General features: G+C 70.8%; 20 protein-coding genes. 12 read left to right on the top strand and 8 right to left on the bottom strand.

The window, feature by feature from the left end; translation table 11 throughout:
- Window positions 1-589 precede the first annotated feature (589 nt).
- Window positions 590-3,727, bottom strand: coding sequence for an isoleucine--tRNA ligase (gene ileS, locus ACFWU3_RS34075; RefSeq protein WP_384445140.1), 3,138 nt, complete (start codon window positions 3,725-3,727; stop codon window positions 590-592).
- 544 nt (window positions 3,728-4,271) lie between these two features.
- Between ileS and ACFWU3_RS34070 the strand changes: the two genes are divergently transcribed.
- From ACFWU3_RS34070 to ACFWU3_RS34045, 6 genes are read left to right on the top strand one after another with little or no spacing between them, the layout of a single operon-like run.
- Window positions 4,272-5,279, top strand: coding sequence for a TraR/DksA family transcriptional regulator (locus ACFWU3_RS34070; protein ID WP_384445139.1), 1,008 nt, complete (start codon window positions 4,272-4,274; stop codon window positions 5,277-5,279).
- A gap of 60 nt (window positions 5,280-5,339) precedes the next feature.
- Window positions 5,340-5,906 (top strand): signal peptidase II, encoded by a 567-nt coding sequence (lspA, locus tag ACFWU3_RS34065; protein WP_384445137.1) that lies wholly within the window; start codon window positions 5,340-5,342, stop codon window positions 5,904-5,906.
- 17 nt (window positions 5,907-5,923) lie between these two features.
- Window positions 5,924-6,865 carry an RluA family pseudouridine synthase gene (locus ACFWU3_RS34060; RefSeq protein WP_384445135.1) on the top strand — a complete coding sequence of 314 codons (942 nt, stop codon included), beginning with the start codon at window positions 5,924-5,926 and terminating at the stop codon, window positions 6,863-6,865.
- On the top strand, window positions 6,862-7,338 hold the full coding sequence (locus ACFWU3_RS34055) for a GNAT family N-acetyltransferase (protein ID WP_384445133.1): 477 nt from the start codon (window positions 6,862-6,864) through the stop codon (window positions 7,336-7,338). The genes ACFWU3_RS34060 and ACFWU3_RS34055 overlap by 4 nt, the downstream gene beginning before the upstream one ends.
- A 49-nt stretch (window positions 7,339-7,387) precedes the next feature.
- Entirely contained in the window at window positions 7,388-8,974 is a 1,587-nt protein-coding gene (locus ACFWU3_RS34050) for a Na+/H+ antiporter (protein ID WP_384445131.1), read from the top strand.
- A gap of 27 nt (window positions 8,975-9,001) precedes the next feature.
- Window positions 9,002-9,754: an SDR family NAD(P)-dependent oxidoreductase gene (locus tag ACFWU3_RS34045; RefSeq protein WP_384445129.1), complete on the top strand. Its 753-nt coding sequence runs from the start codon at window positions 9,002-9,004 to the stop codon at window positions 9,752-9,754.
- 65 nt (window positions 9,755-9,819) lie between these two features.
- Here ACFWU3_RS34045 and ACFWU3_RS34040 read toward each other — a convergent pair whose 3' ends face one another.
- Complete coding sequence (locus ACFWU3_RS34040; RefSeq protein WP_313946885.1) at window positions 9,820-10,932, bottom strand: mechanosensitive ion channel domain-containing protein; 1,113 nt, start codon at window positions 10,930-10,932, stop codon at window positions 9,820-9,822.
- Window positions 10,933-10,955: 23 nt separating this feature from the next.
- Here ACFWU3_RS34040 and ACFWU3_RS34035 point away from each other — a divergent pair, with 23 nt between their 5' ends.
- Window positions 10,956-11,537, top strand: coding sequence for a dienelactone hydrolase family protein (locus ACFWU3_RS34035; protein ID WP_384445127.1), 582 nt, complete (start codon window positions 10,956-10,958; stop codon window positions 11,535-11,537).
- Window positions 11,538-11,574: 37 nt separating this feature from the next.
- Here ACFWU3_RS34035 and ACFWU3_RS34030 read toward each other — a convergent pair whose 3' ends face one another.
- From ACFWU3_RS34030 to ACFWU3_RS34010, 5 genes are all read right to left on the bottom strand, one after another.
- Window positions 11,575-13,128, bottom strand: a complete 1,554-nt coding sequence (locus ACFWU3_RS34030; protein ID WP_384445125.1) for a serine/threonine-protein kinase — start codon at window positions 13,126-13,128, stop codon at window positions 11,575-11,577.
- A gap of 96 nt (window positions 13,129-13,224) precedes the next feature.
- The gene (locus ACFWU3_RS34025; protein WP_384445123.1) at window positions 13,225-14,883 is read right to left on the bottom strand and encodes an alkaline phosphatase D family protein; all 1,659 of its coding nucleotides are present in this window, start codon (window positions 14,881-14,883) and stop codon (window positions 13,225-13,227) included.
- Window positions 14,884-15,044: 161 nt separating this feature from the next.
- Entirely contained in the window at window positions 15,045-15,860 is an 816-nt protein-coding gene (locus ACFWU3_RS34020; protein ID WP_384445121.1) for a DsbA family protein, read from the bottom strand.
- A 123-nt stretch (window positions 15,861-15,983) separates the two neighbouring features.
- Complete coding sequence (locus tag ACFWU3_RS34015) at window positions 15,984-16,670, bottom strand: hypothetical protein (RefSeq protein ID WP_384445143.1); 687 nt, start codon at window positions 16,668-16,670, stop codon at window positions 15,984-15,986.
- A gap of 65 nt (window positions 16,671-16,735) precedes the next feature.
- Window positions 16,736-18,070 (bottom strand): DUF2252 domain-containing protein, encoded by a 1,335-nt coding sequence (locus tag ACFWU3_RS34010; RefSeq protein ID WP_384445120.1) that lies wholly within the window; start codon window positions 18,068-18,070, stop codon window positions 16,736-16,738.
- A 168-nt stretch (window positions 18,071-18,238) separates the two neighbouring features.
- On the opposite strand from ACFWU3_RS34010, the gene dnaE reads away from it, so the two are divergent.
- Window positions 18,239-21,781: a DNA polymerase III subunit alpha gene (gene dnaE / locus ACFWU3_RS34005; protein WP_384445118.1), complete on the top strand. Its 3,543-nt coding sequence runs from the start codon at window positions 18,239-18,241 to the stop codon at window positions 21,779-21,781.
- Between the two features lie 86 nt (window positions 21,782-21,867).
- On the opposite strand, the gene ACFWU3_RS34000 is transcribed toward dnaE, so the two are convergent.
- Complete coding sequence (locus ACFWU3_RS34000) at window positions 21,868-22,047, bottom strand: hypothetical protein (RefSeq protein WP_384445116.1); 180 nt, start codon at window positions 22,045-22,047, stop codon at window positions 21,868-21,870.
- Window positions 22,048-22,324: 277 nt separating this feature from the next.
- Here ACFWU3_RS34000 and ACFWU3_RS33995 point away from each other — a divergent pair, with 277 nt between their 5' ends.
- From ACFWU3_RS33995 to ACFWU3_RS33980, 4 genes are read left to right on the top strand one after another with little or no spacing between them, the layout of a single operon-like run.
- Entirely contained in the window at window positions 22,325-23,566 is a 1,242-nt protein-coding gene (locus tag ACFWU3_RS33995; RefSeq protein ID WP_384445115.1) for an NYN domain-containing protein, read from the top strand.
- A gap of 37 nt (window positions 23,567-23,603) precedes the next feature.
- On the top strand, window positions 23,604-24,578 hold the full coding sequence (locus tag ACFWU3_RS33990) for an ABC transporter ATP-binding protein (RefSeq protein WP_384445142.1): 975 nt from the start codon (window positions 23,604-23,606) through the stop codon (window positions 24,576-24,578).
- Window positions 24,575-25,405, top strand: coding sequence for an ABC transporter permease (locus tag ACFWU3_RS33985; protein WP_384445113.1), 831 nt, complete (start codon window positions 24,575-24,577; stop codon window positions 25,403-25,405). Before ACFWU3_RS33990 ends, ACFWU3_RS33985 begins: the two co-directional genes overlap by 4 nt.
- Before the next feature lie 34 nt (window positions 25,406-25,439).
- On the top strand, window positions 25,440-26,138 hold the full coding sequence (locus ACFWU3_RS33980) for a DUF2567 domain-containing protein (RefSeq protein ID WP_384445111.1): 699 nt from the start codon (window positions 25,440-25,442) through the stop codon (window positions 26,136-26,138).
- The last annotated feature ends 279 nt before the right edge of the window (window positions 26,139-26,417 follow it).

The following is a 26,417-nucleotide window of genomic DNA, read 5'->3' as shown; positions in this document are numbered from 1 at the left end:
GGCCGGGCCCGGGACCATGTCCCGGGCCCGGCCCTTGTCTTGTGCGGCGTCGTCTGCCGCCGGGGCGCGTCTGGGTTCATTGCGCCTCAATCGTCGGCGGGGCTCGGGTTGGCTCGGCCGGCGGTCGTGCCGGGGGTGGTGGGTCTGAGCCGGGCCGCGTGCCGCGGGCCTTCATTGCGCCTCAATCGTCGGCGGGGCTTGATGTGGTGCGGTCGGCGGTCCTGCTCGGGTTGGTACCGCCTGACCGGGGTTGCGGGGCCGGGCCTTGCGTCGACAGGGCTGAGGTGTGCCGGCGAGCTGTCCTGCTCGGGGCGGTGAGGGCGTGGCCCGGGCCCTCGTGCCTGACGCGGCCCTGATGTGGGCCGGCGAGCTGTCCTGCTCGGGGCGGTGGGGGCAAGCCCCGCGCCCTTCGCGCCTCGATCGCCGCCGGGCTGCATGTGGGGCGGCGAGCCGTTCCGCCGGGCTGATGGGGGCTGAGCCCGCGTGGGGTTGTGGCCGGGGCTGGGTATCCCAGCGGCAGTCGATCGGGGTCCCCGACAATACGAAGGGGCCCGGGGCCGAAGCCCCGGGCCCCTTCGTGCTGCGGGCGTTACTGCTTGCGCAGGTGGAACGTCAGGGACAGGCCCTCGTCCGTGAAGGGCGGGCCGAAGTCCGCGGGCGGGGGCGACGCGGTGAACGACGTCGCCAGTACCTCGTCCGCGATCAGCGGCGCGTGTTCCGTGAGCGCCTCCGTCGTCGAGGGGTCCGTCGAGGACCAGACGACCGCGATCCGGTCCGCCACATCGAGGCCGCTGTTCTTACGGGCCTCCTGGATCAGGCGGATCGCGTCACGGGCGAGGCCCGCGAGGCGCAGCTCGGGGGTGATCTCCAGGTCGAGCGCGACCGTCGCGCCCGCGTCGGACGCCACCGACCAGCCCTCGCGCGGGGTCTCCGTGATGATCACCTCGTCCGGGGAGAGAGTGATCGTCTCGCCGTCGACCGTCACCGTGGCCGTGCCGTTGCGCAGCGCCAGCGACAGGGCCGCCGCGTCCGCCTCGGCGACCGCCTTGGCCACGGCCTGCACGCCCTTGCCGAACCGCTTGCCCAGGGCCCGGAAGTTGGCCTTCGCCGTGGTGTCGACGAGCGAGCCGCCGACCTCGGCGAGGGTGGCGAGCGAGGAGACGTTCAGCTCCTCCGTGATCTGCGCGCGCAGCTCGGGGGAGAGCGACTCGAAGCCCGTCGCCGCCACCAGCGCGCGCGACAGCGGCTGGCGGGTCTTGACGCCCGACTCGGCGCGGGTCGCGCGCCCCAGCTCGACCAGTCGCCGTACCAGCGCCATCTGCTGGGACAGCACGGGGTCGATCGCGTCCAGGTCCGCCGCCGGCCAGGTGGACAGGTGCACCGACTCGGGGGCGTCCACCGTCACCGGGACCACCAGGTCCTGCCAGACCCGCTCCGTGATGAACGGGGTCAGCGGCGCCATGAGCCGCGTCACCGTCTCCACCACGTCGTGGAGCGTGCGCAGTGCCGCCTTGTCGCCCTGCCAGAAGCGGCGGCGCGAGCGGCGCACGTACCAGTTCGACAGGTCGTCGACGAACGACGACAGCAGCTTGCCGGCGCGCTGGGTGTCGTATGTCTCCATCGCCTGCGTCGTCTGGTCCACGAGCGCGTTCAGCTCGCTCAGCAGCCAGCGGTCCAGCACCGTGCGCTCGGCCGGGGCCGGATCGGCCGCGGACGGCGCCCAGTTGGACGTGCGGGCGTACAGGGCCTGGAAGGCCACCGTGTTCCAGTAGGTGAGGAGCGTCTTGCGGACGACCTCCTGGATGGTGCCGTGACCGACCCGGCGGGCGGCCCACGGGGAGCCGCCGGCGGCCATGAACCAGCGCACCGCGTCCGCGCCGTGCTGATCCATGAGCGGGATCGGCTGGAGGATGTTCCCCAGGTGCTTGGACATCTTGCGGCCGTCCTCGGCGAGGATGTGGCCGAGGCACACGACGTTCTCGTACGAGGACTTGTCGAAGACCAGGGTGCCGACCGCCATCAGGGTGTAGAACCACCCGCGGGTCTGGTCGATCGCCTCCGAGATGAACTGCGCCGGGTAGCGCTTCTCGAAGATCTCCTTGTTCCGGTACGGGTATCCCCACTGCGCGAACGGCATCGAACCCGAGTCGTACCAGGCGTCGATGACCTCGGGCACGCGCGTCGCGGTGGCGGCGCACTGCGGGCAGTCGAAGGTGACCGCGTCGATGAACGGCCGGTGCGGGTCCAGCGCAGACTGGTCGGTGCCCGTCAGCTCGGTCAGCTCGGCGCGCGAGCCGACGACCGTGAGGTGGTCCTCCTCACAGCGCCAGATCGGCAGCGGCGTGCCCCAGTAGCGGTTGCGGGAGAGGGCCCAGTCGATGTTGTTGTTGAGCCAGTCGCCGAACCGGCCCTGCTTGACCGAGTCGGGGAACCAGTTGGTGTTCTCGTTCTCCTCGAGCAGCCGGTCCTTGATGGCGGTGGTGCGGATGTACCAGGACGGCTGCGCGTAGTAGAGCAGCGCCGTGTGGCAGCGCCAGCAGTGCGGGTAGCTGTGCTCGTACGGGACATGGCGGAAGAGCAGGCCGCGGGTCTGGAGGTCCTCGGTCAGCGCCTCGTCGGCCTTCTTGAAGAAGACGCCGCCGACCAGCGGGACGTCCTCCTCGAAGGTGCCGTCGGGGCGGACCGGGTTCACCACGGGCAGGCCGTACGCACGGCAGACCTTGAGGTCGTCCTCACCGAAGGCGGGGGACTGGTGGACCAGACCCGTACCGTCCTCGGTCGTGACGTACTCGGCGTTGACGACGTAGTGCGCGGGCGCCGGGAACTCGACCAGCTCGAAGGGGCGCTGATAGGTCCAGCGCTCCATCTCGGCGCCGGTGAACGACGCCCCGGTGGTCTCCCAGCCCTCGCCGAGGGCCTTCTCCAGCAGCGGCTCGGCGACGACCAGCTTCTCGTTGCCGTCGGTGGCCACCACATAGGTGACCTCGGGGTGCGCGGCGACCGCCGTGTTGGACACCAGCGTCCACGGGGTCGTCGTCCACACCAGCAGCGACGCCTCGCCCGCGAGGGGGCCCGAGGTGAGGGGGAAGCGGACGAAGACCGAGGGGTCCACGACCGTCTCGTAGCCCTGCGCCAGCTCGTGGTCGGACAGGCCGGTGCCGCACCGGGGGCACCAGGGCGCGACGCGGTGGTCCTGGACCAGCAGGCCCTTGTTGAAGATCTCCTTCAGCGACCACCAGACGGACTCGATGTACGAGGGGTCCATCGTGCGGTACGCGTCGTCGAGGTCGACCCAGTAGCCCATGCGGTTCGTCAGTTCCGCGAAGGCGTCGGTGTGCCGGGTCACCGACTCGCGGCACTTCTCGTTGAACTCGGCGATGCCGTACGCCTCGATGTCCTTCTTGCCGGAGAAGCCGAGCTCCTTCTCGACGGCGAGCTCGACCGGCAGCCCGTGGCAGTCCCAGCCGGCCTTCCGGCCGACGTGGTAGCCGCGCATGGTGCGGAAGCGGGGGAAGACGTCCTTGAAGACGCGGGCCTCGATGTGGTGGGCGCCGGGCATGCCGTTGGCGGTCGGCGGGCCCTCGTAGAACACCCATTCGGGGCGGCCCTCGGACTGATCGAGGCTCTTGGCGAAGATCTTGCTCTCGCGCCAGAAGTCGAGCACGGCGTGCTCGAGCGCGGGCAGGTCGACCTGGGCGGGTACCTGGCGGTACTGCGGGGGTGCCATCTACGAACTCCTCCGGCGGACAGTTGCTCTTCCGTCGGAGGGACGAGAGCTGGGCTCCCGCGGTACCACCCTCCTTGGCGGCGCGGAACGCACCGCCCCCTCATTGGGGTCGCGACGCCGGGTCTACTCGCCTCACGGCTTTCTTCCGGCAGCTCCGGGGTGATCCTTCACTTCGCGCTCGCCCCCGGGCTCTCACCGTCCCCGGGTCGCTCATGGCTGCGTACGACGCTACTCGTCCCCATCCAAGCCTTTCGCTCCGCCCAGTGTACGGGCCGCCGCGAGGCGCGTCCGACCGGTTTTCGAGGGCATCCTCGCGGCGCCCCGAGCGTGACCCGAATGGCCACTCCCGCCCGACCGCCTCCCGGCGGCCCGATGTCGGCGGATTACCCGGCGGGGAGCTGGGCACAACCGATGCAGGTTCGTCTCACCGCAGGCCGGGGCGGGCCCGCGCGGCGGTGTGCCCCGTTTGCTGCGGAGCTGGGGTCGATTTATCGTCCCAGCACGATTCGCGTGCAAGATCACAATATGTGAAGGGGCCGCGGCCATGGTGGCGAAGAAGACTGCCGAGAGGAAACCGGCGTCCAGCAGATCCACCGCCGCTGAGGCGGCGGCCAAGGGCGGGAGCGGGAAGAAGAGCACCGTCATGAACCAGGCCGCGGCACCCGAGGACGAGGCCACGGCGAAGAGGGCGACCGCGAAGAAGGCGAACGCCGGAAAGACGACCGCGAAGAAGACGACCGTGAAGACGGCGAACGCGAAGAAGGCGGCGGCCGGGAAGCCGGCCGGGGCGGACAAGAGCTCCCCGGCCAGGAAGACCCCCGCCACGAAGACGGCCGCTGCCGGCAAGGCAGCGGCCGGGAAGACGTCGGCCGGGAAGGCGGCGGGCAGCAGGTCCACGGCGAGGAAGACCGCCGCGGACAAGGCGAAGGCCGTGGAGGAGACGGCCGCCGCACCGGCGGCGAAGTCGCCGGTGAAGAAGGCACCTGCGAAGAAGGCCATGGCCGCGAAGGCCGCGAAGAAGGCCGCACCCGCGGCCAAGGGGGCGGCCGAGGCCGCACAGCAGACAGGAGCCAGGACGGTGGGAGCGAAGAAGACCGCGGCGGGAGCCGGCAACAGCGCCACGGCGGTGCCCGAGGCACCCGTGACGGCCGCACCCGGAGAGCTGGCCGTACGGCCCGGCGAGGACCCGTGGACGCCGGAAGAGGTCGCCGAGGCACGGGCCGAGCTGGAGGGCGAGGTGGTCCGGCTGAACGCCGAGCTGACCACGTCCGAGGCGGCGCTGGCGGGCCTCATGCGGGACTCCGGTGACGGCGCCGGTGACGACGACGCCGACACCGGGAGCAAGAACATCACGCGCGAGCACGAGATGGCGCTCGCCGCCAATGCCCGGGAGATGCTGGAGCAGACCGAGCGCGCGCTCCAGCGCCTCGACGCCGGCACCTACGGTCTCTGCGAGAACTGCGGCAACCCCATCGGCAAGGCCCGCATGCAGGCGTTCCCGCGCGCGACCCTGTGCGTGGAGTGCAAGCAGAAGCAGGAACGGCGGGTCTGAGCGCGGCAGGTCGGTGCCGTACCCTCGTGCTCAGTCAGGCACCTAGGTTGAGGGACTCACGTGGCAGAGGCGGAGCGCATCATCGGTACGCCGGATTCAGCAGGAGCCGACGAAGCTGCGGCGCCCGCCGAGCCGCCCCGGCGCAGGCGGAGGATCGCCGTGCTCTTCGGTGTGGCCGTGGTGGCGTATCTGCTCGACCTCGTCACCAAGATGATCGTGGTGGCGAAGCTCGAGCACCACGAGCCGATCGAGGTCATCGGTGATCTGCTGAAGTTCGAGGCGGTACGGAACGCGGGCGCCGCCTTCGGTATCGGCGAGGCCTTCACCGTGATCTTCACCGTCATCGCGGCGGCGGTGATCATCGTGATCGCCCGGCTGGCGCGCAAGCTCTACAGCATGCCCTGGGCCATCGCCCTCGGCCTGCTGCTCGGTGGTGCGCTGGGCAATCTCACCGACCGGATCTTCCGCTCTCCGGGTGTCTTCAAGGGCGCGGTCGTGGACTTCATCGCGCCCGCACACTTCGCCGTCTTCAACCTCGCCGACTCCGCGATCGTCTGCGGCGGCATCCTCATCGTGATCCTCTCCTTCCGGGGGCTGGACCCCGACGGGACCGTCCACAAGGACTGACAAGGCATACTCGACGGGTGAGTACGCTTCCCGAGATCCGCACCCTGCCCGTACCCGATGGCCTCGAGGGCGAGCGCGTCGACGCCGCCATCTCCCGGATGTTCGGGTTCTCCCGCACCAAGGCGGCCGAGCTCGCCGCTGCCGGAAAGGTGCAGGTCGACGGCTCGGTGGTGGGCAAGTCCGAGCGCGTGCACGGCGGGGCGTGGCTCGAGGTGGAGATGCCGCAGGCTCCAGCGCCCGTGCAGATCGTGGCCGAACCGGTCGAGGGCATGGAGATCGTCCACGACGACGACGACATCGTCGTGATCATGAAGCCCGTCGGAGTCGCCGCCCACCCCAGCCCCGGCTGGACCGGGACGACCGTGATCGGCGGTCTCGCGGCCGCCGGATACCGGATCTCGACCTCCGGCGCCGCCGAGCGCCAGGGCATCGTGCACCGGCTGGACGTCGGCACCTCCGGACTGATGGTCGTCGCCAAGTCGGAGCGCGCGTACACCCTGCTCAAGCAGCAGTTCCGGGAGCGGACCGTGGACAAGCGCTACCACGCGCTGGTGCAGGGACATCCGGACCCGATGAGCGGGACCATCGACGCTCCCATCGGGCGCCACCCGAACCACGACTACAAGTGGGCGGTGACGGCCGAGGGCAAGCCCTCGGTGACGCACTACGACCTGATGGAGGCGTTCCGGGCCGCCTCCCTGCTCGACATCAAGCTGGAGACCGGGCGTACGCACCAGATCCGGGTGCACATGGCCGCCCACCGGCACCCGTGCGTGGGCGACCTGACCTACGGCGCCGATCCCACGATGGCCAAGCGCCTCGGGCTGACCCGGCAGTGGCTGCACGCCGTGCGCCTGGGCTTCGAGCACCCCGCCGACGGGCAGTGGGTGGAGTTCGAGAGCTCCTACCCCGACGACCTCCAGCAGGCCCTGGAGAAGATCGCGGCGGAGAGCGCATGACGACCGGGTTCCGGGTGCGGGTCGCCGACGGGCCCGCCGACCGAGAGGCCTGCTTCGCGGTCCGCAAGGACGTGTTCGTCGTCGAGCAGCGGGTCCCCGCCGACATCGAGTACGACAGCTTCGACGAGATCGGCACCGGCACCGTGCATGTGCTGGCCACGGCCGACGACGGAACCCCGCTCGGCACCGGCCGGCTGCTGCACGGCCCCGCCGCCGCGGACCGGACCGGCGGCGACACGTCGGTCGGCTCGCTGGGCCGGCTCGCGGTGACACCCGCCGCTCGGGGCCTGGGCGTCGGAGTCGCGCTGGTGCACGCCATCGAGGACGCGGCGCGGGAGCTCGGCCTCGTGGCGGTGGACCTGCACTCCCAGACGCACGCGCTCGGTTTCTACGAGCGCTTGGGGTACGTGGCGTACGGCGAGGAGTTCTGGGACGCGGGGATAGGCCACCGGGCGATGCGCCGCTCGCTGTAGTCCGGGGCCGCCCCGGATTTCCCGTCCTCGAACAGGAGGCTCTCGCACCGTGGACCAACTGGCGCTGGTACTCGCGCTGTTGCTCGGGGCCGTGGTGACCGTACCGCTGGGGGACAAGTTCGATCTTCCGGCGCCCGTGCTGATGACGCTGGCGGGCATCGCGCTGGCCTTCATCCCGTTCGTGCCCAACGTCGAGATCCCGCCCGACTTCATCCTGCCGCTGGTGCTGCCGCCGCTCCTCTACGCGACGGTGCAGCGCACCTCCTGGCGCCAGTTCGCGGCCAACGTCCGGCCGATCATGCTGCTCGCCGTGGCCCTGGTGTTCGTGACGATGGCCGCCGTCGCGGCCGTCGCGACCACACTCGTCCCCGGACTGCCCCTCGCCGCGGCCGTGGCGCTCGGCGCGCTGGTCGCCCCGCCCGACCCGGTCGCCGCCACCGCGGTCGCCGGCCGGCTGGGCCTGCCGCGCCGCCTGGTGTCCATCCTGGAGGGCGAGGGACTGTTCAACGACGTCACCGCGATCGTGCTCTACCACGTGGCGATCGCCGCCGCGGTCACCGGAACGTTCTCCTGGCCCGAGGCCGCCGGGGAGCTCGTGCTGTCCGCCGTGGTCGCGGTCGCGGTCGGGCTCGCGCTCGGCTGGCTCTCCAACAAGCTGATGAGCTACCTCGGCGACGCCACCCTCCAGATCGGCCTGTCGCTGCTGGTGCCCTTCGCGAGTTACGTGCTCGCCGAGGAACTGCACGGCTCCGGCGTCCTCGCGGTCCTCACGACAGCGCTCTTCCTCGCCGAGCACACGGCGGACGCCGACGACGTGACCGGCCGGCTGGCCGGCAACACCTTCTGGGACATCGTCGACACCCTGGTGACCGGCGTCGCCTTCGGCCTGATCGGGCTGGAGCTGCACAACGTCTTCGGCACGGCCGAGGGGCAGCTGTGGGAGATGCTCGGCTGGGGCGTCGCGATCAGCGCGGTCGTCGTGGGTGTACGGCTGTTCTATCTGCTTCCGGCGACCTGGCTGGCCAAGCGCCTGCACGACAAACGCGACCTCGACGAGGAGATCCCCGTCGGCTGGCGCGAGACCGTCGTCATGTGGTGGGCCGGGATGCGGGGAGTGGCGACCGTCGCGCTGGCGCTCGCCATCCCGCTCACCACGGACAGCGGCGAGGCCTTCCCCGGACGGGACCAGATCATCTTCATCGCGTTCTCGGTGATCATCTCCACCCTTGTGTTCCAGGGGCTCACCCTGCCCTGGCTGGTCAAGCGCCTCGGGGTGCAGGCGGACTCGGACGCCGAGCGGGAACTGGAGCACGGGCTCGCCCTGCGCGCGGCCAAGGCGGCCAAGCACCGGCTGCGCGAGATCGAGGACAGCGAGGAGCTGCCGGAGGAGATCAGCGAGCGGCTGCTGCGCAGGGCCTACGAGATCGGGGCACGGATCAGCCCCGACATCGTCGAGGACGAGCGGCGCGAGTGGTACACCAAGCGGCTCGACCGGCTGAAGATGGTCCAGCGCATTCAGCGGGAGATGATGTCGGCGGCCCGCCACGAAGTGCTGTCGGCGCGCAACGAACCGGGAGCCGATCCCGAGATCGTCGACCGGGTGCTGCGCCACCTGGATGTACGCAGCCTCCGCTGAGCGCCACGGGCTCGTAGGATCGCCAGCATGGCGCGCACCGTGGTGATCAGTGGCGGCGGGACGGGAATCGGATTCGCGGCGGCGGAGGCTTTCGCCGCCGACGGGGAGCAGGTGGTGCTGCTCGGGAGGCGCGAGGAGGTCCTCGCACGGGCCGCCGAGCAGATCGCCGGCGCCCGCTACTGCGCTGTCGACCTCAGCGAACCGAGCGGCGCCCGGGAGGCCGCGGAGTTCACGGAGCGCGAGTACGGCACCGTCGACGTCCTCGTGCACAGCGCGGGCGGCAACGGACGTCTGGAGCAGCGTTCCGCGTACGACGACGACCCGCTGGAGGCCGTCGCCCGGGACTGGACCCTGAACTTCCGGCTCAACACCCTCACGGCCGCCCTGCTCACCGAGGCCACCCGCGGCCATCTGGCCACCCCCGGGGGGCGGGTGCTGTTTCTCAGCTCGATCGCGGCGTACCGCGGCTCCGGCCTCGCTCCGTACGCGGCGGCCAAGGCCGCGCTGCACCCGTACGCCTTCAAGCTCGCCCGCGAACTCGGACCGCGAGGGATCACGGTCAACGTCGTCGCGCCGGGGTTCGTCGAGGAGACCGACTTCTTCGGTGGCGGCGACTTCCCCGAGGAGCGCCGAAGCGCCCTCGTCGCGGAGACCGCGACCGGGCGCATCGGCCACCCCGGCGATGTGGCGCAGACCCTGCGCTGGCTCGCCTCCTCGGCGGCCGGTCACATCACGGCCCAGGTCATCCAGGTCAACGGCGGCGCCGAGCGCGGCCACTGAGGACCGGGACGCTCGGCGCCGGACGTTCCGGGTCGGTCGCGGTGCCCGAGCGACGGGGCACCACGTCAGCCGCGGCCGGTCCGTGGAGTGCCCTCCTCCGGCGCGATCTGGTCCTGGGTGAGCTCGGCCGGCTTCTCCTCCCGCTCCACGGCGTGGGCGGTGGCGATCCGCGGCAGCGCGTACGGGTGCTGGTCGGACAGCCAGGCGATCAGCTGCTCGCGCACCGCACACCGCACGGTCCAGATGTCGTCCGCGTCCTTCGCGGTCATCACCGCGCGTACCTGGATCGTCGACGGCGTGGTGTCCGTGACGGCGAGCGACCAGTCGCGTCCGTCCCAGGCCGGGCACTCGCGCAGGACGTCACGGAGCTTGTCGCGCATCTCCGGCACCGGTGTGGAGTGGTCGAGATGGAAGAAGACGGTGCCGGTCATCTGCACACCGCCGCGGGACCAGTTCTCGAACGGCTTGCTGGTGAAGTACGACACAGGCATGGTGATCCGGCGCTCGTCCCAGGTCCGTACGGCGAGGAAGGTGAGCGTGATCTCCTCGACCGTTCCCCACTCGCCGTCCACCACCACGGTGTCGCCGATGCGCACCATGTCGCCGAAGGCGATCTGGAGTCCCGCGAAGAGATTGCCCAGTGTCGACTGGGCGGCCACACCGGCGACGATGCCGAGGACACCGGCGGACGCGAGCATCGAGGTCCCGACGGCGCGCATGGCGGGGAAGGTCAGCAGCATCGCCGCGAAGGCCACCACGCCGACGACGGCGATGACGACCCGCTGGATGAGCGTCACCTGGGTGCGCACCCGGCGTACCCGGGCCGGGTCGCGGGTGGCCGCGGCGTAACGGGTGTAGGTGGACTCGACGATGGCCGTCGCGATGCGCACGACGAGCCAGGCGGAAGCGCCGATCAGCACCAGGGTCAGCACCTGGCCGATGCCCCGGTGGTGTTCGCGGATGCTCTCGATCTGCGCCTGGCGGTAGGTGGCTCTCAGCATCGCCGTGCACAGGACGACCTGCAGGGGCAGGCGGCACCGCCGCAGCAGACCCCACAGCGGGGTCTCGGTGTGGCGGGTGTCCTCTCGGCGCAGCAGCAGGTCGACCAGCCATCCCACGAACAGCGTGAGGACGACCGAGCCACCGATGACGATCAACGGGCGCAGCACGTTCTCCATGCCCACGAACGTAACCTGACGGCATGGACATCATGCTTTTCCATTCGACGTATGGCCTTCGTCACGGTGTGCGCCAGGCCGCCGAGCGCCTGGAAGCCGCAGGTCACACGGTCTGGACCCCGGATCTCTTCGAGGGCAGGACCTTCGGGAGCACCGAGGAGGGCATGGCCTTCCAGGACGAGATCGGTAAGGACGAACTGCTCAAAAGGGCGGTTCTCGCCGCGGCGCCCCGCTCGGACCGGGGTCTCGTCTACGCCGGCTTCTCGCTCGGCGCCTCCGTCGCGCAGACGCTGGCGCTCGGCGACGAGAAGGCCCGCGGGCTGCTGCTGATGCACGGCACCTCCGACATCGCGGAGAACGCGGCGGTCGACGACCTGCCGGTACAGCTGCACGTGGCCGACCCCGACCCCTTCGAGCCGCACGACTGGCTGACCGCCTGGTATCTCGGGATGGGGAGAGCCGGAGCCGATGTCGAGGTCTACCGCTACGCGGGCGCCGGGCATCTCTACACCGACCCGGACCTGCCCGACTACGACGAGGAGGCCGCCGAGCAGACCTGGCGGATCGCTCTCGCCTTCCTCGAATCGCTGGACGGTACGCCGTAGGACGGAAGTTGGGGTCCGGCCCTGTTCGCGGGCGGGATCAGGGCCGGGTGCAGCGGCCCGAGGCTCCGGCCGCCGTGGGGCGGCACTGGAGGCCGTAGTCGGCCGAACTCGTGCTCAGATAGCGCCCGATGCAGGTGTTCGGCGACGTCCTGCCGCGTTCGGCGCAGAACGCCAGCGCCGCCCGGCCGTCCGCGAAGGGGCCGGGTGCGTAGATGACCCAGAACCCCGGGCGCAGCGAGGCGTAGTCGTCGCTGCGGACGAAGACGGCCTCGGGCACGGTGGCGCGGACCTTGGCGAGGCGTACGTCACGTGCTGCCGTGCCGGAGCCGAGGGGCTCGGAGTAGAGCTGGGCGATCCAGCCTCCGGCGGCCGGCGGACGGGGCGGGTCCGAGGACTCGTCGGGGCCGCTCGGCGACGGTGTGGGCGTGGGTGACCGGCTGGGGCTGGGGCTGGGGCTCGGCGTGGGCCGTGGATCGCTCGTCGTCGCCGCCGGCGTCGAGGCGGCGGACCCGGTCGGGCCGCCCCGGCCGCCCGCCTCGTCCTTGCCCTGGTCCCGCAGGACGAGCACCAGAGCGGTCGCCGCGGTGATCGCCACCGCCACCGCGATCACGGCGGCGACAACGGCCCCGCGAGGCTTGCCGCTTCTCCGGTCCGGCAACGGCGGGGGCTGCGGCACCGTCGGCCTGGGACTGTCCAGCTGGGTGGGCACGGGAGGCACCGGGCCCGGCATCACCGGGGGCGGCGCGGTCGCCGTCATGGTCGGGCCGGCCCAGTGCGGCAGCATGCCGGACTCCACCTGCGCCAGCATCGCGTCCAGTTGCCGTGCGTCGGGCCTGCCCGCCGGGTCGCGTACGAGCAGGGCCCCCAGCACCGGCGCGAGCGGACCGGAACGCACCGGCGGCGGTACGTCCTCGTCCAGCACGGCGGCCAGCGTGGCCAGGGTCGTTCCCCGGCGCAGCGGGCTCAGCCCCTCGACGGACACGTAGAGCACGAGCCCCAGCGACCAGAGGTCGGAGGCCGGGTCGTCGTCCCGGCCGCGGATGCGCTCGGGGGCGATGTACTCGGGGGAGCCGATGAGTTCACCGGTGGCCGTCAGCGAGGCCGAGCCCTGGAGCGCGGCGATACCGAAGTCGGTGAGCACGGCCCCGCCCCCGGGGCCGTCCCGCAGCAGCACATTGGCGGGCTTCACATCGCGGTGCTGAATGCCCGCCGCATGGGCGGCGCGCAGCGCCGAGAGCACCTGGCGGCCGATGCCCGCCGCTTCCACCGGTGCGAGAGGGCCGCGGCCGAGCCGGTCCTGGAGCGTGGTGCCCCGCACGAGCTCCATCACGATCCACGGATGCGGTTCGCTGTCCACGATGTGATGGATCGTCACCACATGCGGGTGGCTGAGCCGGGCGAGGGCGCGGGCCTCGCGGAGCACCCGCTCCCGCACGGCGCCGGACGTCCCGGCCTCCGACCGCACCGCTTTCAGGGCGACTTCGCGGTGGAGCACGGTGTCGCGAGCCCGCCACACCGTGCCCATACCGCCGCTGCCCAGCGGTTCGATCAGCTCGAACCGCCCGTCGATCACGTCCCCCGGCGCATGCATGGCGTCAGGTTAGAGCAGCTCTGCGTCATCACGCCCGCACAGTTTCGTTCTTCACCCGTTGGCTCCTCGACCGAGAGGGCCCGCGGGCAGGGCGCCTCAGCGCACCGGCTGGTTCACCCGCTCGACCTTCTGCGTGCCGTTGAGCGTCCGGTACGACCGGGCCCAGGTGGCGGTCGCCTCGCGCTTCTTCTTGTCGGACAGCACGTAGTAGTCCATCTGCGAGCGCTCGGCGGTCACGTCGAGGACGCCGTAGCCGTGGCTGTCCATGTCCAGCCACTTCACATGGCGGTTGGCGGCCCTGACCGCCGCCTGCGCGACGACGGAGACCGTCCCCGGTGCGACATGGAGGATGTCGTCCAGGTTGTCCGAGGTCACCGACGTCACGACGAACTCGGTCGCGGCGGACTGGGACAACGGGTACGTCGCGGCCTTGACCGGCACGTCGTTGGCCCACGCCATGTGGATGTCACCGGTGAGGAAGACCGTGTTCTTGATCCCGCGCTGCGTCAGGTGCGCCAGCAGCTCCCGGCGGTCGTCGGTGTAGCCGTCCCACTGGTCGACGTTGACCGCCAGGCCGCCCTTGGGCAGCCCGAGCAACTCCGCGATGGGCTCCAGCAGATGGGCCGGCAGTGCTCCGAAGGCGACCGGCGAGATCATCACCGAGGTGCCGACCAGCTTCCACGCGGCGTCGGACCCGGCCAGCCCGGCCTTCAGCCAGTCCAGCTGGGCACGGCCGGTGATCGTACGGTCCGGGTCGTCCACACCGCCGCTGCCGACCGACGACTGCTGCGAGCGGAAGGACCGCAGATCGAGCAGATGCAGATCCGCCAGCTTGCCGAAGCGCAGCCGTCGGTAGACCGTGCCCTCGGTGGAGGCGCGTACGGGCATCCACTCGAAGTACGCGCGACGGGCGGCGGCCGCGCGGGCCGCGTAGTCGCCCTCGGTGCCCGGGGTGTGGTTCTCGGCGCCGCCGGACCAGGCGTCGTTGGCGATCTCGTGGTCGTCCCAGATCGCGACCACGGGGTGCGCGGCGTGCAGCGCCTGGAGGTCCGGGTCCGTCTTGTAGGTGGCGTGGCGCAGCCGGTAGTCGGCGAGCGTGAGGATCTCGTGCCGGGGGGAGTGCTGCCGTACGCCGTACTCCGCGTCCGGGTAACCGCCCGCCGCGTACTCGTAGATGTAGTCGCCGAGATGGAGAATCGCGTCCAGGTCGGCGCGGGCGGCCAGGTGCCGGTAGGCGGAGAAGTAGCCGGCCTCCCAGTTGGCGCAGGAGACCACGCCGAAGCGCACCCCGGACGTGGCGGCGTCGGTGGCCGGAGCGGTACGGGTGCGGCCCACGGCGGACACGGTGGTGCCGGCGGTGAAACGGAACCAGTAGGCGGTCGCCGGGCGCAGGCCCCTGACGTCCGCCTTGACGGTGTGGTCCGTCTGGGCCGTCGATGTGGTGGTGCCACGGGCGACGACCTTGGTGAAGGCGCTGTCCTCCGCGACCTCCCAACCGACCGCGGTGTCGGGGCCCTTGCCCGAGCCCGGGAGGGACTCCGGCGTGGGGGTGATACGTGTCCACAGCAGTACGCCGTCGGGCAGGGGGTCACCGGAGGCGAGGCCGTGCAGAAAGGCCGGCGCCGACGCGGTGGTGGCCGCGGAGGCGGAGGCGGAGGCGGCGACCGCGATGGCGGGCGCAGCGACGACAGCAGTGGCGGCAGCGGCCTTGACGACCGTGCGGCGGCTGGGAGTTGACGGGATTCGACTGGTCACGGCCGATCAGACTACTGACCGGTAAGCCGAATGGGCGAGCGAACTGTCAAAGTTCGCCCGCCCATCCTGAACGGTCAACCGGCGCGTTCCCGGGCGGCCGCCCGGCCGCCCGGGACCCTGCGCTCACAGGGCCTCCGGGACGGGCCGTGAAGCCGCGCGGATCAGCCCTTGAGCACCTTGTCGAGTGAGGTCCGGTACTGCTCCACGGTCATCGGCGGGTTGTCGGTGCCCTCCGCCGTGATCTTCTTGCCGTCCATCTTCAGCGTCGGAGTACCGCCGACCCCGCTCTTGTCGAACGTCGCGGACATCTTCATCGCCCACGCGTCGAACGTCCCGTCCTCGACGTTCTTCTTGAACTCGGCGTTGGACTTGAGCGCAGGGACGGAGTCGGCGACCTCCAGGAGATAGGAGTCCTTGGCGAACTTGTCCTGGCTCTCCTCGGGGTGGAACTTCGACGAGTACAGAGCGGCCTTGTACGCCGTGAAGGCGTCGGGGCTCACATCGAGCGCGGCGCCGAGCGCGCTCAGCGCGTTCTTCGAACCCTCACCCTGGTCGGCGTTGTCGATGAAGGTGGCACCGACGTACTTGAGCTTGTACGTGCCGTCGGCGACGTCCTTGGCGACCGTCTCGCCGACCGCCTGCTCGAAGCTCGCGCAGACCGGGCAGCGGGAGTCCTCGTAGAGCTCCAGCGTCTTCTTCGCGGCCGGCTTGCCGATGACGACGGTCGTGCCGTTCGTGCCCTCGGTGTTCTTGGGCGCGGTGACGGTCTTCTCGTCCTTCACCGACTCCCAGTGATCCGGCTTGTTGGCCTGCATCACGGCGTAGCCGGCGCCGCCCGCGATCGCGAGGACCACGATCGTCGAGCCGATGACGATGAGCTGGCGGCGGGTCTTGTCCTTCTTGGCCTGGCGCTCGCGCTCCTGGCGCAGCCGCTCGCGGGCCGCCGCCTTGTTGGCCTGGCTGTTACGTGCACTCATGGTTCTTCACTCCGTGGGATGTCGTATCCGCGGATACGGGGAAACGCCGGGGACACCGGAGACCGGGACGTACGGGGTACCTCGGTACCGGGCGTCCGGGAAACCGGAAGGGGGACGGTGGGCTCAGGCGAGTACCGCGGCCGAGCTCGGAGGTCCCCTCCGTCCGACGGAATGCACCAGCAGCCGCGCGCGGGCCCGCGCGGCCCGGGCCGGTGCGCGCCGGGCACCGGTGCCGCCGGATCGCTCCGTCGCCCCCACCGCGGCGACGGCCAGCAGCAGCGGCCGGAACGCGAAGGCACCGACCGCCCGTACGAGGCCGGCCAGCGCGGACTCGCCGCGCCGCAGCCAGGCCGCGGCGAGCAGGCCGACCGAGACATGGGCCGCGAGCAGCAGCCAGGGCACGGCGGGGTCGGCGGAGTGCAGCAGGTTCGCCGCGCCCGGGTCGGCGGCGGCCACTCCGGGCAGCGCGCTGCCCACGCCGCCACCGCACAGCACGTCGAAGCCGACCGTGCGGAGCGAACCGGCGACCGGTCCGCCGCCGGGGCCGTAGCAGATGTCCTGGCCGGCGGTGAAGACGGTGTCCGCGGCCAGCTCCAGGGGGACGAGCAGGCTCGCTATCCGCCAGAAGCCTCGCTCCTGCCCGGACAGCAGATAGGCGACGCCGAAGACGAGCGCCGACATCCCGGCCAGAGTCGTCCACGGGAGCGGGGAGCGGGAGAGCAGCACATGGGAGGCGGCGGACAGCGTCACGACCAGTGCCGTGAAGATCGCTGCCCGCAGCCCCCTGAGCTGCACACCCGACAGATTCATCACCGGGGAGTCTCCCATGGCTCCCTGAGAGGGTTCTTAACGGATCCGGTCGCCGGTCGGACCGGCTACAGACCGGGGATCCGGCCGTTGCGGAACAGGTCCACGAAGATCTGGTGGTCCTTGCGCGCACGGGAGCCGTAGCTGTGCGCGAAGTCGACCAGCAGGTCGGCGAAGCCGTCCTCGTCCGCCGCGATCGCCGCGTCGATGGCCCGCTCGGTGGAGAACGGCACCAGCGAGTGACCGCTCTCGTCGTCGGCGGCCCCGTGCATCGTGGCGGTGGCCCGGCCGAGGTCCGCGACGACCGCCGCGATCTCCTCCGGGTCGTCGATGTCGGACCAGTCCAGGTCCACCGCGTACGGCGAGACCTCGGCGACCAGCTGGCCGGCGCCGTCGAGCTCGGTCCAGCCCAGCCACGGATCGGCGTGGTCCTGGAGCGCGCGCTGCGAGATCACCGTGCGGTGACCCTCGTGCTGGAAGTACTCCCGCACCGACGGGTCGTCGATGTGCCGGGAGACCGCCGGGGTCTGCGCCTGCTTCATGTAGATCACGACGTCGTTCTCGAGGGCGTCGCTGTTGCCCTCCAGCAGGATGTTGTACGAGGGGAGGCCGGCGGAACCGATGCCGATGCCGCGCCGGCCGACCACGTCCTTGACCCGGTAGGAGTCGGGGCGGGTCAGGCTGGACTCGGGCAGCGTCTCCAGATAGCCGTCGAAGGCCGCCAGCACCTTGTACCGGGTCGCCGCGTCCAGCTCGATCGTGCCCCCGCCGGGGGCGAAGCGGCGCTCGAAGTCCCGGATCTCCGTCATCGAGTCGAGCAGGCCGAAGCGGGTCAGCGAGCGGGCCACGCGCAGCGCGTCCAGCAGCGGGCCCTCGGCCGTGTCCAGCGTGAACGGCGGGACCTCGTCGTTCTTGGCGCCCGCGGCCAGGGCGTGGATGCGCTCCCGGTAGGCGCCGGCGTAGATCCGCACCAGCTCGGTGATCTGTTCGTCGCTGAGGGCCTTGGTGTAACCAATCAGCGCGAGGGACGCGGCCAGCCGCTTCAGGTCCCAGGTGAAGGGACCGACATAGGCCTCGTCGAAGTCGTTGACGTTGAAGATCAGCCGGCCGTTGGCGTCCATGTACGTGCCGAAGTTCTCGGCGTGCAGATCGCCGTGGATCCACACCCTGCCGGTGCGCTCGTCCAGGTAGGGACCGCCGTGCTGCTCCCGCTCGAGGTCGTGGTAGAAGAGGCAGGCGGTGCCGCGGTAGAAGGCGAACGCGGAGGCCGCCATCTTCCGGAACTTGACCCGGAAGGCGGCCGGATCGGCGGCCAGGAGCTCGCCGAAGGCGGTCCCGAATACGGCGAGGATCTGCTCACCGCGCTGTTCGGCCGTGACCTCGGCGGTGTGCGGTACCGACATCGCTGGGTGCCTCCTGGTGCATGACAAATGGGACAGTGCTTCCGCCCCTCCAACGCTCGAAGGTACTCGGGAGTGCCCCGCGATTGTCAGTGGAGAGTCGTAGACTTCCACGCTGTCCCCCCAGACCGTCCGTTACCCGCCACTCGCCGTTCCCCGGAGGCCCCCGCCGTGACCAAGCCGCCGTTCACGCACCTGCATGTGCACACCCAGTACTCGCTGCTGGACGGTGCCGCGCGGCTGAAGGACATGTTCGACGCGTGCAACGAAATGGGCATGTCGCACATCGCGATGACGGACCACGGCAACCTCCACGGGGCGTACGACTTCTTCCACTCGGCCAAGAAGGCCGAGGTCACTCCGATCATCGGGATCGAGGCCTATGTGGCCCCGGAGTCCCGGCGGAACAAGCGCAAGATCCAGTGGGGACAGCCGCACCAGAAGCGCGACGACGTGTCCGGTTCCGGTGGTTACACGCACAAGACGATCTGGGCGGCGAACAAGACCGGACTGCACAACCTCTTCCGCCTCTCCTCCGACGCGTATGCCGAGGGCTGGCTCCAGAAGTGGCCGCGGATGGACAAGGAGACCATCGCCCAGTGGTCGGAGGGGCTGATCGCCTCCACCGGCTGCCCGTCCGGCGAGCTCCAGACCCGGCTGCGCCTCGGCCAGTTCGACGAGGCGCTGAAGTCGGCCGCGGAGTACCAGGACATCTTCGGCAAGGACCGGTACTTCCTGGAGCTGATGGACCACGGCATCGAGATCGAGCGCCGGGTCCGTGACGGGCTGCTGGAGATCGGCAAGAAGCTCGGCATCCCGCCGCTGGTCACCAACGACTCGCACTACACGTACTCCCACGAGGCGACGGCGCACGACGCGCTGCTGTGCATCCAGACCGGCAAGAACCTCTCCGACCCGGACCGCTTCCGCTTCGACGGCACCGGCTACTACCTCAAGTCCACCGACGAGATGTACGCGGTGGACTCCTCGGACGCCTGGCAGGAGGGGTGCGCCAACACCCTCCTGGTCGCCCAGCAGATCGACACGACCGGCATGTTCGAGGCCAAGAACCTCATGCCGAAGTTCGAGATCCCCGACGGCTTCACCGAGGTCACCTGGTTCCAGGAGGAGGTGCGGCGCGGCATGGAGCGCCGCTATCCCTCCGGCGTCCCCGCCGACCGCCAGAAGCAGGCGGAGTACGAGATGGACGTCATCATCCAGATGGGGTTCCCCGGGTACTTCCTCGTGGTCGCCGACTTCATCATGTGGGCCAAGAACAACGGCATCGCGGTCGGCCCGGGCCGAGGCTCCGCGGCCGGCTCGATCGTGGCGTACGCCATGGGCATCACCGACCTCGACCCGATCGAGCACGGACTGATCTTCGAGCGCTTCCTCAACCCCGAGCGCGTCTCCATGCCCGATGTCGACATCGACTTCGACGAGCGCAGGCGCGTCGAGGTGATCCGGTACGTGACCGAGAAGTACGGCGCCGACAAGGTCGCCATGATCGGCACCTACGGCAAGATCAAGGCCAAGAACGCCATCAAGGACTCCGCCCGGGTCCTCGGCTATCCCTACGCGATGGGCGACCGGCTCACCAAGGCGATGCCCGCGGACGTCCTCGGCAAGGGCATCGACCTGTCCGGCATCACCGACACCTCGCACCCGCGCTACAGCGAGGCCGGCGAGATCCGCGGGATGTACGAGAACGAGCCGGACGTGAAGAAGGTCATCGACACCGCCAAGGGCGTCGAGGGCCTGGTCCGGCAGATGGGTGTGCACGCCGCCGGCGTCATCATGTCCAGCGAGCCCATCGTCGACCACGCCCCGATCTGGGTGCGGCACACCGACGGTGTGACCATCACGCAGTGGGACTACCCGCAGTGCGAGTCGCTCGGCCTGCTGAAGATGGACTTCCTCGGCCTGCGCAACCTCACGATCATGGACGACGCCATCAAGATGGTGAAGGCCAACAAGGGCATCGACCTGGAGATGCTCGCCCTTCCGCTGGACGACCCCACGACGTACGAACTGCTGTGCCGCGGTGACACGCTGGGGGTCTTCCAGTTCGACGGCGGCCCGATGCGCTCGCTGCTGCGGCTGATGAAGCCCGACAACTTCGAGGACATCTCCGCCGTCTCGGCCCTGTACCGTCCGGGCCCGATGGGCATGAACTCCCACACGAACTACGCGCTCCGCAAGAACGCGCAGCAGGAGATCACGCCGATCCACCCGGAGTTGGAGGAGCCTCTCAAGGAGGTCCTCGGCGTCACCTACGGCCTGATCGTCTATCAGGAGCAGGTCCAGAAGGCCGCCCAGATCATCGCCGGGTACTCGCTCGGCGAGGCCGACATCCTCCGTCGTGTGATGGGCAAGAAGAAGCCCGAGGAACTGGCGAAGAACTTCGTCCTGTTCCAGGAGGGCGCCCGTAAGAACAAGTACTCCGACGAGGCGATCCAGGCGCTGTGGGACGTCCTGGTCCCCTTCGCCGGATACGCGTTCAACAAGGCCCACTCCTCGGCGTACGGCCTGGTCACCTACTGGACCGCGTACCTCAAGGCGAACTACCCCGCCGAGTACATGGCCGCGCTGCTCACCTCGGTCAAGGACGACAAGGACAAGTCCGCGGTCTATCTCAACGAGTGCCGCCGCATGGGCATCAAGGTGCTGCCGCCCAATGTGAACGAGTCCCAGTCGAACTTCGCCGCGCAGGGCGACGACGTGATCCTCTTCGGCCTCTCCGCCGTCCGCAACGTCGGTACGAACGTCGTCGAGTCGATCATCCGGTCCCGCAAGGCCAAGGGGAAGTACACGACGTTCCCCGACTTCCTCGACAAGGTGGAGGCGGTCGTCTGCAACAAGCGGACCGTGGAGTCCCTCATCAAGGCCGGCGCCTTCGACGAGATGGGCCACACCCGCAAGGGCCTCGTCGCCCACCACGAGCCGATGATCGACAACGTGGTGGCGGTCAAGCGCAAGGAGGCCGAGGGGCAGTTCGACCTCTTCGGCGGCATGGGAGACGCGGACGACAGTTCCGAGCCCGGCTTCGGTCTCGACGTGGAGTTCTCCGACATCGAGTGGGACAAGTCCTATCTGCTCGCCCAGGAGCGGGAGATGCTCGGGCTGTACGTCTCGGACCACCCGCTCTTCGGTATCGAGCACGTCCTCAGCGACAAGACGGACGCGGCGATCTCGCAGCTCACCGGCGGCGAGCACGCGGACGGCGCGGTCGTCACCATCGGCGGCATCATCTCGGGCCTCCAGCGCAAGATGACCAAGCAGGGCAACGCCTGGGCCATCGCGACCGTCGAGGACCTGGCCGGTTCCATCGAGTGCATGTTCTTCCCCGCGACCTATCAGCTGGTGTCCACCCAGCTCGTCGAGGACACGGTCGTCTTCGTCAAGGGGCGGCTCGACAAGCGCGAGGACATTCCGCGGCTCGTCGCCATGGAGCTGATGGTTCCCGACCTGTCGTCCGCCGGCACCAACGCCCCGGTCGTCGTCACCATCCCCACGGTGAAGGTGACCCCGCCGATGGTGAGCAGGCTGGGGGAGATCCTCAGCCATCACAAGGGCAACACCGAGGTACGGATCAAACTTCAGGGGCCGCGCAAGACGACGGTGCTGCGCCTGGACCGGCACCGTGTGCAGCCGGACCCGGCCCTGTTCGGCGACCTCAAGGTGCTGCTCGGCCCGTCCTGCCTGGCGGGCTGACACCGCATCCGGGTCCTCGTGCCCGAACGCCCGGAAGGGGCGCGCCCGTCGTCACGGGCGCGCCCCTTCCGCTGGGTGCGGGCTGATCAGTTGTGACCGAAGCGCCGCTGATGTTTACGGGCAACATCCGCCGGGCTGCCCTGTGCCTGCGACTGCGGGCGGGTCTGGGACTCGTAGGCGGTGGTCTTCGCCTGCTCGTTGCCACGCTCCGCCGGGGACGCCGCGCGCTCCTGTTGGCCGCCCTTGCGATTCTTGTTCTTGGCCATGGTGTGCCTCCACTGGGATCTAGGGGCCAGGGCCGCGATCAGACTCACATATAGGACGATACGCCGCATTTTGGATCATAGCGGTGGGTAAAGACCCCATGTCGCAGGCCTTGACACGGGATCCGCCACGCCGATGATCGAGTTCCGGCCGTTAAGCCTCACGTGGTCGGGCAGACTCGAAGGAAACCCGCGAGAATCCCCGGTCCGGAACCTTTTTCCGGTCCGGAGTCTTCTTGCATTCCGACGTTCCCGAATTTCCCGAAGTTCCCGAAAGAAGGTGGAACGCGTGGACCGCTGCGTTGTCCTGGTTGACGCCGGATATCTGCTGGGCGCCGCCGCGAGCCTGCTTGCCGGGGAACCGGCGCGTTCCCGGATCACTGTCGACCATTCCGCACTTATTCACGGCCTTCGCGAACTCGCCGAGGCCGATACCGAGCGCCCCTTGTTGCGTATCTACTGGTTCGACGGAGCTCCTGACCGCGTGCCGCAGCCCGAACACCGCCGGCTGCGCGTGATGCCCCGGGTGACGGTCCGCCTCGGTGCGCTGACCCGCAGCGACGGACGCTGGGCGCAGAAGGGCGTGGATGCGGCCATGCACGCCGAGCTCACCGAACTGGCCAGAAATCGCGCCTGCTCCGACGTGGTGCTGGTGACCGGCGACGGGGATCTGCTGCCCGGCCTGATGTCCGCCAAGGAGCACGGCGTGGCCGTGCACCTGTGGGCGGTGCAGGCCGCCGACGGCGACTACAACCAGTCCGAGGACCTCGTCGCCGAGGCCGATGAGCGGCGGGTGCTCGACCGCGCCTGGATCACCGGGGCCGTACGCGCCAAGGAACTCACCGGCGTCTGCGCGCCGCCCCCCGTCCCCCGGCCGGAGATCGCGGCGATCCTCTCCGCGCCGCTGCCCGAGTCGGCGCTCGCCGCCTCCCAGGAGCGGGCCGCCGAGGCCGCGCGCAACGGTGCGCCGCCCGCGCCCACCGACAACGGCGCCGCGGCCCCTCCCGCCCCGGCCGCCTCCTCCAAGGGCGTCCCCACGCCCAAGGACCTCGCGAGCCTGCGGGCCCCAGGACCGCACCCCCCGCACCACCCGGCGAACGCCACCCTGCGCTGGTCCTCCGACAAGGGCTGGGTCGAGCGGGCCGGCGGTGCGCTGGGCGAGCCGCCGGAGACGGCCTCGCTGCCGACACTGGCCCAGCTCACCAGTGCCGAGCAGCGCTGGGCCGACCGCGAGGAGGACATCACGACGGTCGGCGGCGACCCCTTCGAGGTCGGTCAGGTGTTCGCCCGGCGCTGGATGGCGCGACTGCCGGAGGCCGGCCATGTGCAGAAGCTGTCGACGATGTACCCGCGTATCCCGCACCGCATCGACGGGGAACTGCTGCGCTACGCAGCACGTTTCGGTCTGCTGGCGCACAAGGACGACCAGATCGACGAACACGACCGCTATGCGATCCGGGCCGGATTCTGGCGGGAGATCGACGTCCGGGCGGCGGCGGAACACGCCCCGGCCGGGGAGTAGCCCCGGCGACCCCGTAGTCTCGTACCTCGTGAGTACGGTGTGCGTGGTGCGGCGACTGGTCAAGACGTACCCCGCCGTGCGCGCCCGGCGGGGGGTTCCCGCGACGCCCGAGGTGAGGGCGACGGACGGGATCAGCCTGGAGGTCCGGGGCGGTGAGATCTTCGGTCTCCTCGGTCCCAACGGCGCCGGCAAGTCCACTCTCGTACGCCAGCTGACCGGTCTGATGCGGCCCGACTCGGGCAGCGTCGAGGTGCTCGGCCACGATCTCGTACGCCACCCGGAGCGGGCCGCGCGGCTCATCGGGTACCTCGGGCAGGAGTCCACCGCGCTGGACGAGCTGACCGTCGCGCTGGCCGCCGAGACGACCGGGCGGCTGCGCGGACTGACCACCCGGGACGCCAGGGCCGAGCGGGACTCCGTCCTGGAGGAGCTCGGGCTGACCGCGCTCGCCGGGCGCCCGCTGAAGAAGCTGTCCGGCGGACAGCGCCGCCTCGCCTGCTTCGCGGCCACGCTGGTCGGTGAGCGCCCGCTGCTGGTCCTGGACGAGCCGACGACCGGAATGGACCCCGTCGCGCGCCGCGCGGTGTGGGCGGCCGTCGACCGGCGCCGGGCCGTGAACGGAACGACGGTCGTGCTCGTAACTCATAACGTGATCGAGGCGGAGACCGTCCTCGACCGCGTCGCCGTCCTGGAGCGAGGCCGGGTGATCGCCTGCGACACCCCCGGTGGGCTGAAGGAACGGGTCGCGGGCGAGGTGCGGGTCGAGCTGGTGTGGCGGGACCGGGCGCCGCTGGACGTGCCCGAGGTCGCCGCGCTGCGCGGCTTCGCGCAGCAGTCTGGGCGCCGCTGGGTGCTGCGACTGGCGCCCGACGAGGCGCGGGCCGCGGTCGCCGCGGTGACGGGGGGAGCGGCGTTCGCCGCACTCGACGACTTCACGCTGACGACGCCCAGCCTGGAGGACGTGTACTTGGCGCTCGGGGGGAACGCGACGAAGGGGCTGGTCAAAGCGTGAGCATCGTTCCCGCGGAGGCGGTGTCCGGGAAGACCGGACAGATCAGGGTCCCCAGCGCGGCGGCCGAACCCGCCGCGCCGCTCGCACCACGGGCCCGGCTGCTGCCGGCCCTCGGTGCCGTGTACCGCGCGCAGCTGTCGCGGGCACGGGTGGCCAGGATCCCGCTCCTCTTCGTGGCGACGTTCCAGTCCATCGGGATCATGGTCCTGATGCGCGGCGTCGTGGACGGCGGTGCCGAGGCGCGTGCCGTCGTGGCCGGCTCCTCGGTCCTCGTCGTCGCGTTCGTCGCACTGAATCTGCTCGCCCAGTACTTCGGGCAGCTGCGGGCCACCGGTGGTCTGGACCACTACGCGACCCTGCCGGTGCCGCCCGCGGCCGTGGTGCTCGGGGCGGCCGGGGCGTACGCCTCCTTCACCGTGCCCGGCACGATCGTCACCGCGGTCACCGGCAGCGTGCTGTTCCAGCTGCCCATGACGCATCTGTGGGTGCTCGTGGCGGTGATCCCGCTGAGCGGGGCCGCGCTCGCCGGTCTCGGCGCGGCGCTCGGTCTGCTCGCACCGCGCCAGGAATTCGCCACGCTGCTCGGGCAGTTGGGCATGTCGGCCGCGCTGCTGCTGGGAGTGCTGCCGGCGGACCGGCTGCCGGGGCCGATCTCGTACGCGCGTGATCTGCTGCCGTCCACGTACGGCGTCGAGGCCCTCGCCAGGACGTTCGAGGCGAGCCCCGACTGGGCCGTCGTGGCGCTCGACCTCGCGGTCTGCGCGGTCGTGGGCGTCGTTTCGCTGACGGTCGCCACGTGGGCGTACCGGCGGGCGGCGGTCCGGTGAGGCGCCGGACGAACACGTTTGGCACGATGGCGGTGTGACTGCACCGCTGACACCGCCGCATCAGCCCTCCCCGAACGATCCGTGGCAGACGCCGCCGACCGGTCCCGTACCCGCGTACCCGCACCACGGGGCCGAGGGGCACGAGGGGGCGCACCCCGACGACCCGGACCTCAGGACGGATCTGCGGGACAGCGCCGTGGTGCTGGTCGCGGTGGCGGTCGCCGGCGTCGCGCTGGGGCTGCTGTGGCTGTGGCTGGCGCCCCGGGTGCCGCTGATCTCCGACGGCAAGGCGGTGTTCCTGCGGGACACCGAGGGCGAAGAGGCGATGGGCGCAGACGGAACGTTTGCCCTGCTCGCGCTCGCCTTCGGCGCGGTGAGCGCGGCGGCGCTCTTCCTGCTGCGCAGGCGCGGCGGAATCGCGCTGGTGGTGGCGCTCGCGGTCGGCGGCCTGCTCGGCTCACTGCTGGCCTGGGGCATCGGCATGTGGCTCGGCCCCACGGACGACGTGGTCGCCCACGCCCGCGAGGTCGGCAAGGGCGTCGTCTTCGACGCACCGCTGGAGCTGAGCGCGCACGGGGCGCTGCTGGCGTGGCCGGTGGCGGCGATGGTGGTCCATCTGGCACTGACGGCGCTGTTCGGCCCACGGGACCCGGAGCCGGAGTGGGACGCCTACGGCCCCAAGGACGCCGCGCAGCCCGGTCCACCGTCGTCCGGTCCACGGCACGGCGCCTGACCGGGGATTGATGCGCGGCCGGTCATCCGGTGCTCGCCGGGCCGCCTGGCCCGGGCCCGATGCGGCCGGTGGCCCGGCCCTGGCCGGAGCCCACGGCGCCTGACCCGGCGCTGTCACCCGGCCGGAGCCCACGGCGCCTGACCCGGCGCTGTCACCCGGCCGGAGCCCACGGCGCCTGACCCGGCGCTGTCACCCGGCCGGGGGCCACGGCGCCTGCCCGGCGCTGTCACCTGGCCGGGGGCCACGGCGCCTGCCCGGCGCTGTCACCTGGCCGGAGGC

This window comes from Streptomyces sp. NPDC058685 (genome assembly GCF_042714725.1).
In the GTDB taxonomy this organism is placed as follows: Bacteria; Actinomycetota; Actinomycetes; order Streptomycetales; family Streptomycetaceae; genus Streptomyces.
The sequence above is the reverse complement of the archived record's forward strand: the minus strand, read 5'-3'. Positions and strand labels throughout refer to the sequence as shown.

Bases quoted from the DNA above. Each gene is read 5' to 3' on its own strand.
- ACFWU3_RS34045 (WP_384445129.1), top strand. From the start codon at position 9,002: ATGGCGCGCACCGTGGTGATCAGTGGCGGCGGGACGGGAATCGGATTC.
- ACFWU3_RS34035 (WP_384445127.1), top strand. From the start codon at position 10,956: ATGGACATCATGCTTTTCCATTCGACGTATGGCCTTCGTCACGGTGTG.
- ACFWU3_RS34010 (WP_384445120.1), bottom strand. From the start codon at position 18,070: ATGTCGGTACCGCACACCGCCGAGGTCACGGCCGAACAGCGCGGTGAG.
- ACFWU3_RS34070 (WP_384445139.1), top strand. From the start codon at position 4,272: ATGGTGGCGAAGAAGACTGCCGAGAGGAAACCGGCGTCCAGCAGATCC.
- ACFWU3_RS34000 (WP_384445116.1), bottom strand. From the start codon at position 22,047: ATGGCCAAGAACAAGAATCGCAAGGGCGGCCAACAGGAGCGCGCGGCG.
- ACFWU3_RS34040 (WP_313946885.1), bottom strand. From the start codon at position 10,932: ATGGAGAACGTGCTGCGCCCGTTGATCGTCATCGGTGGCTCGGTCGTC.
- ACFWU3_RS34020 (WP_384445121.1), bottom strand. From the start codon at position 15,860: ATGAGTGCACGTAACAGCCAGGCCAACAAGGCGGCGGCCCGCGAGCGG.
- ACFWU3_RS34030 (WP_384445125.1), bottom strand. From the start codon at position 13,128: ATGCATGCGCCGGGGGACGTGATCGACGGGCGGTTCGAGCTGATCGAA.
- ileS (WP_384445140.1), bottom strand. From the start codon at position 3,727: ATGGCACCCCCGCAGTACCGCCAGGTACCCGCCCAGGTCGACCTGCCC.
- ACFWU3_RS34015 (WP_384445143.1), bottom strand. From the start codon at position 16,670: ATGAATCTGTCGGGTGTGCAGCTCAGGGGGCTGCGGGCAGCGATCTTC.
- ACFWU3_RS34055 (WP_384445133.1), top strand. From the start codon at position 6,862: ATGACGACCGGGTTCCGGGTGCGGGTCGCCGACGGGCCCGCCGACCGA.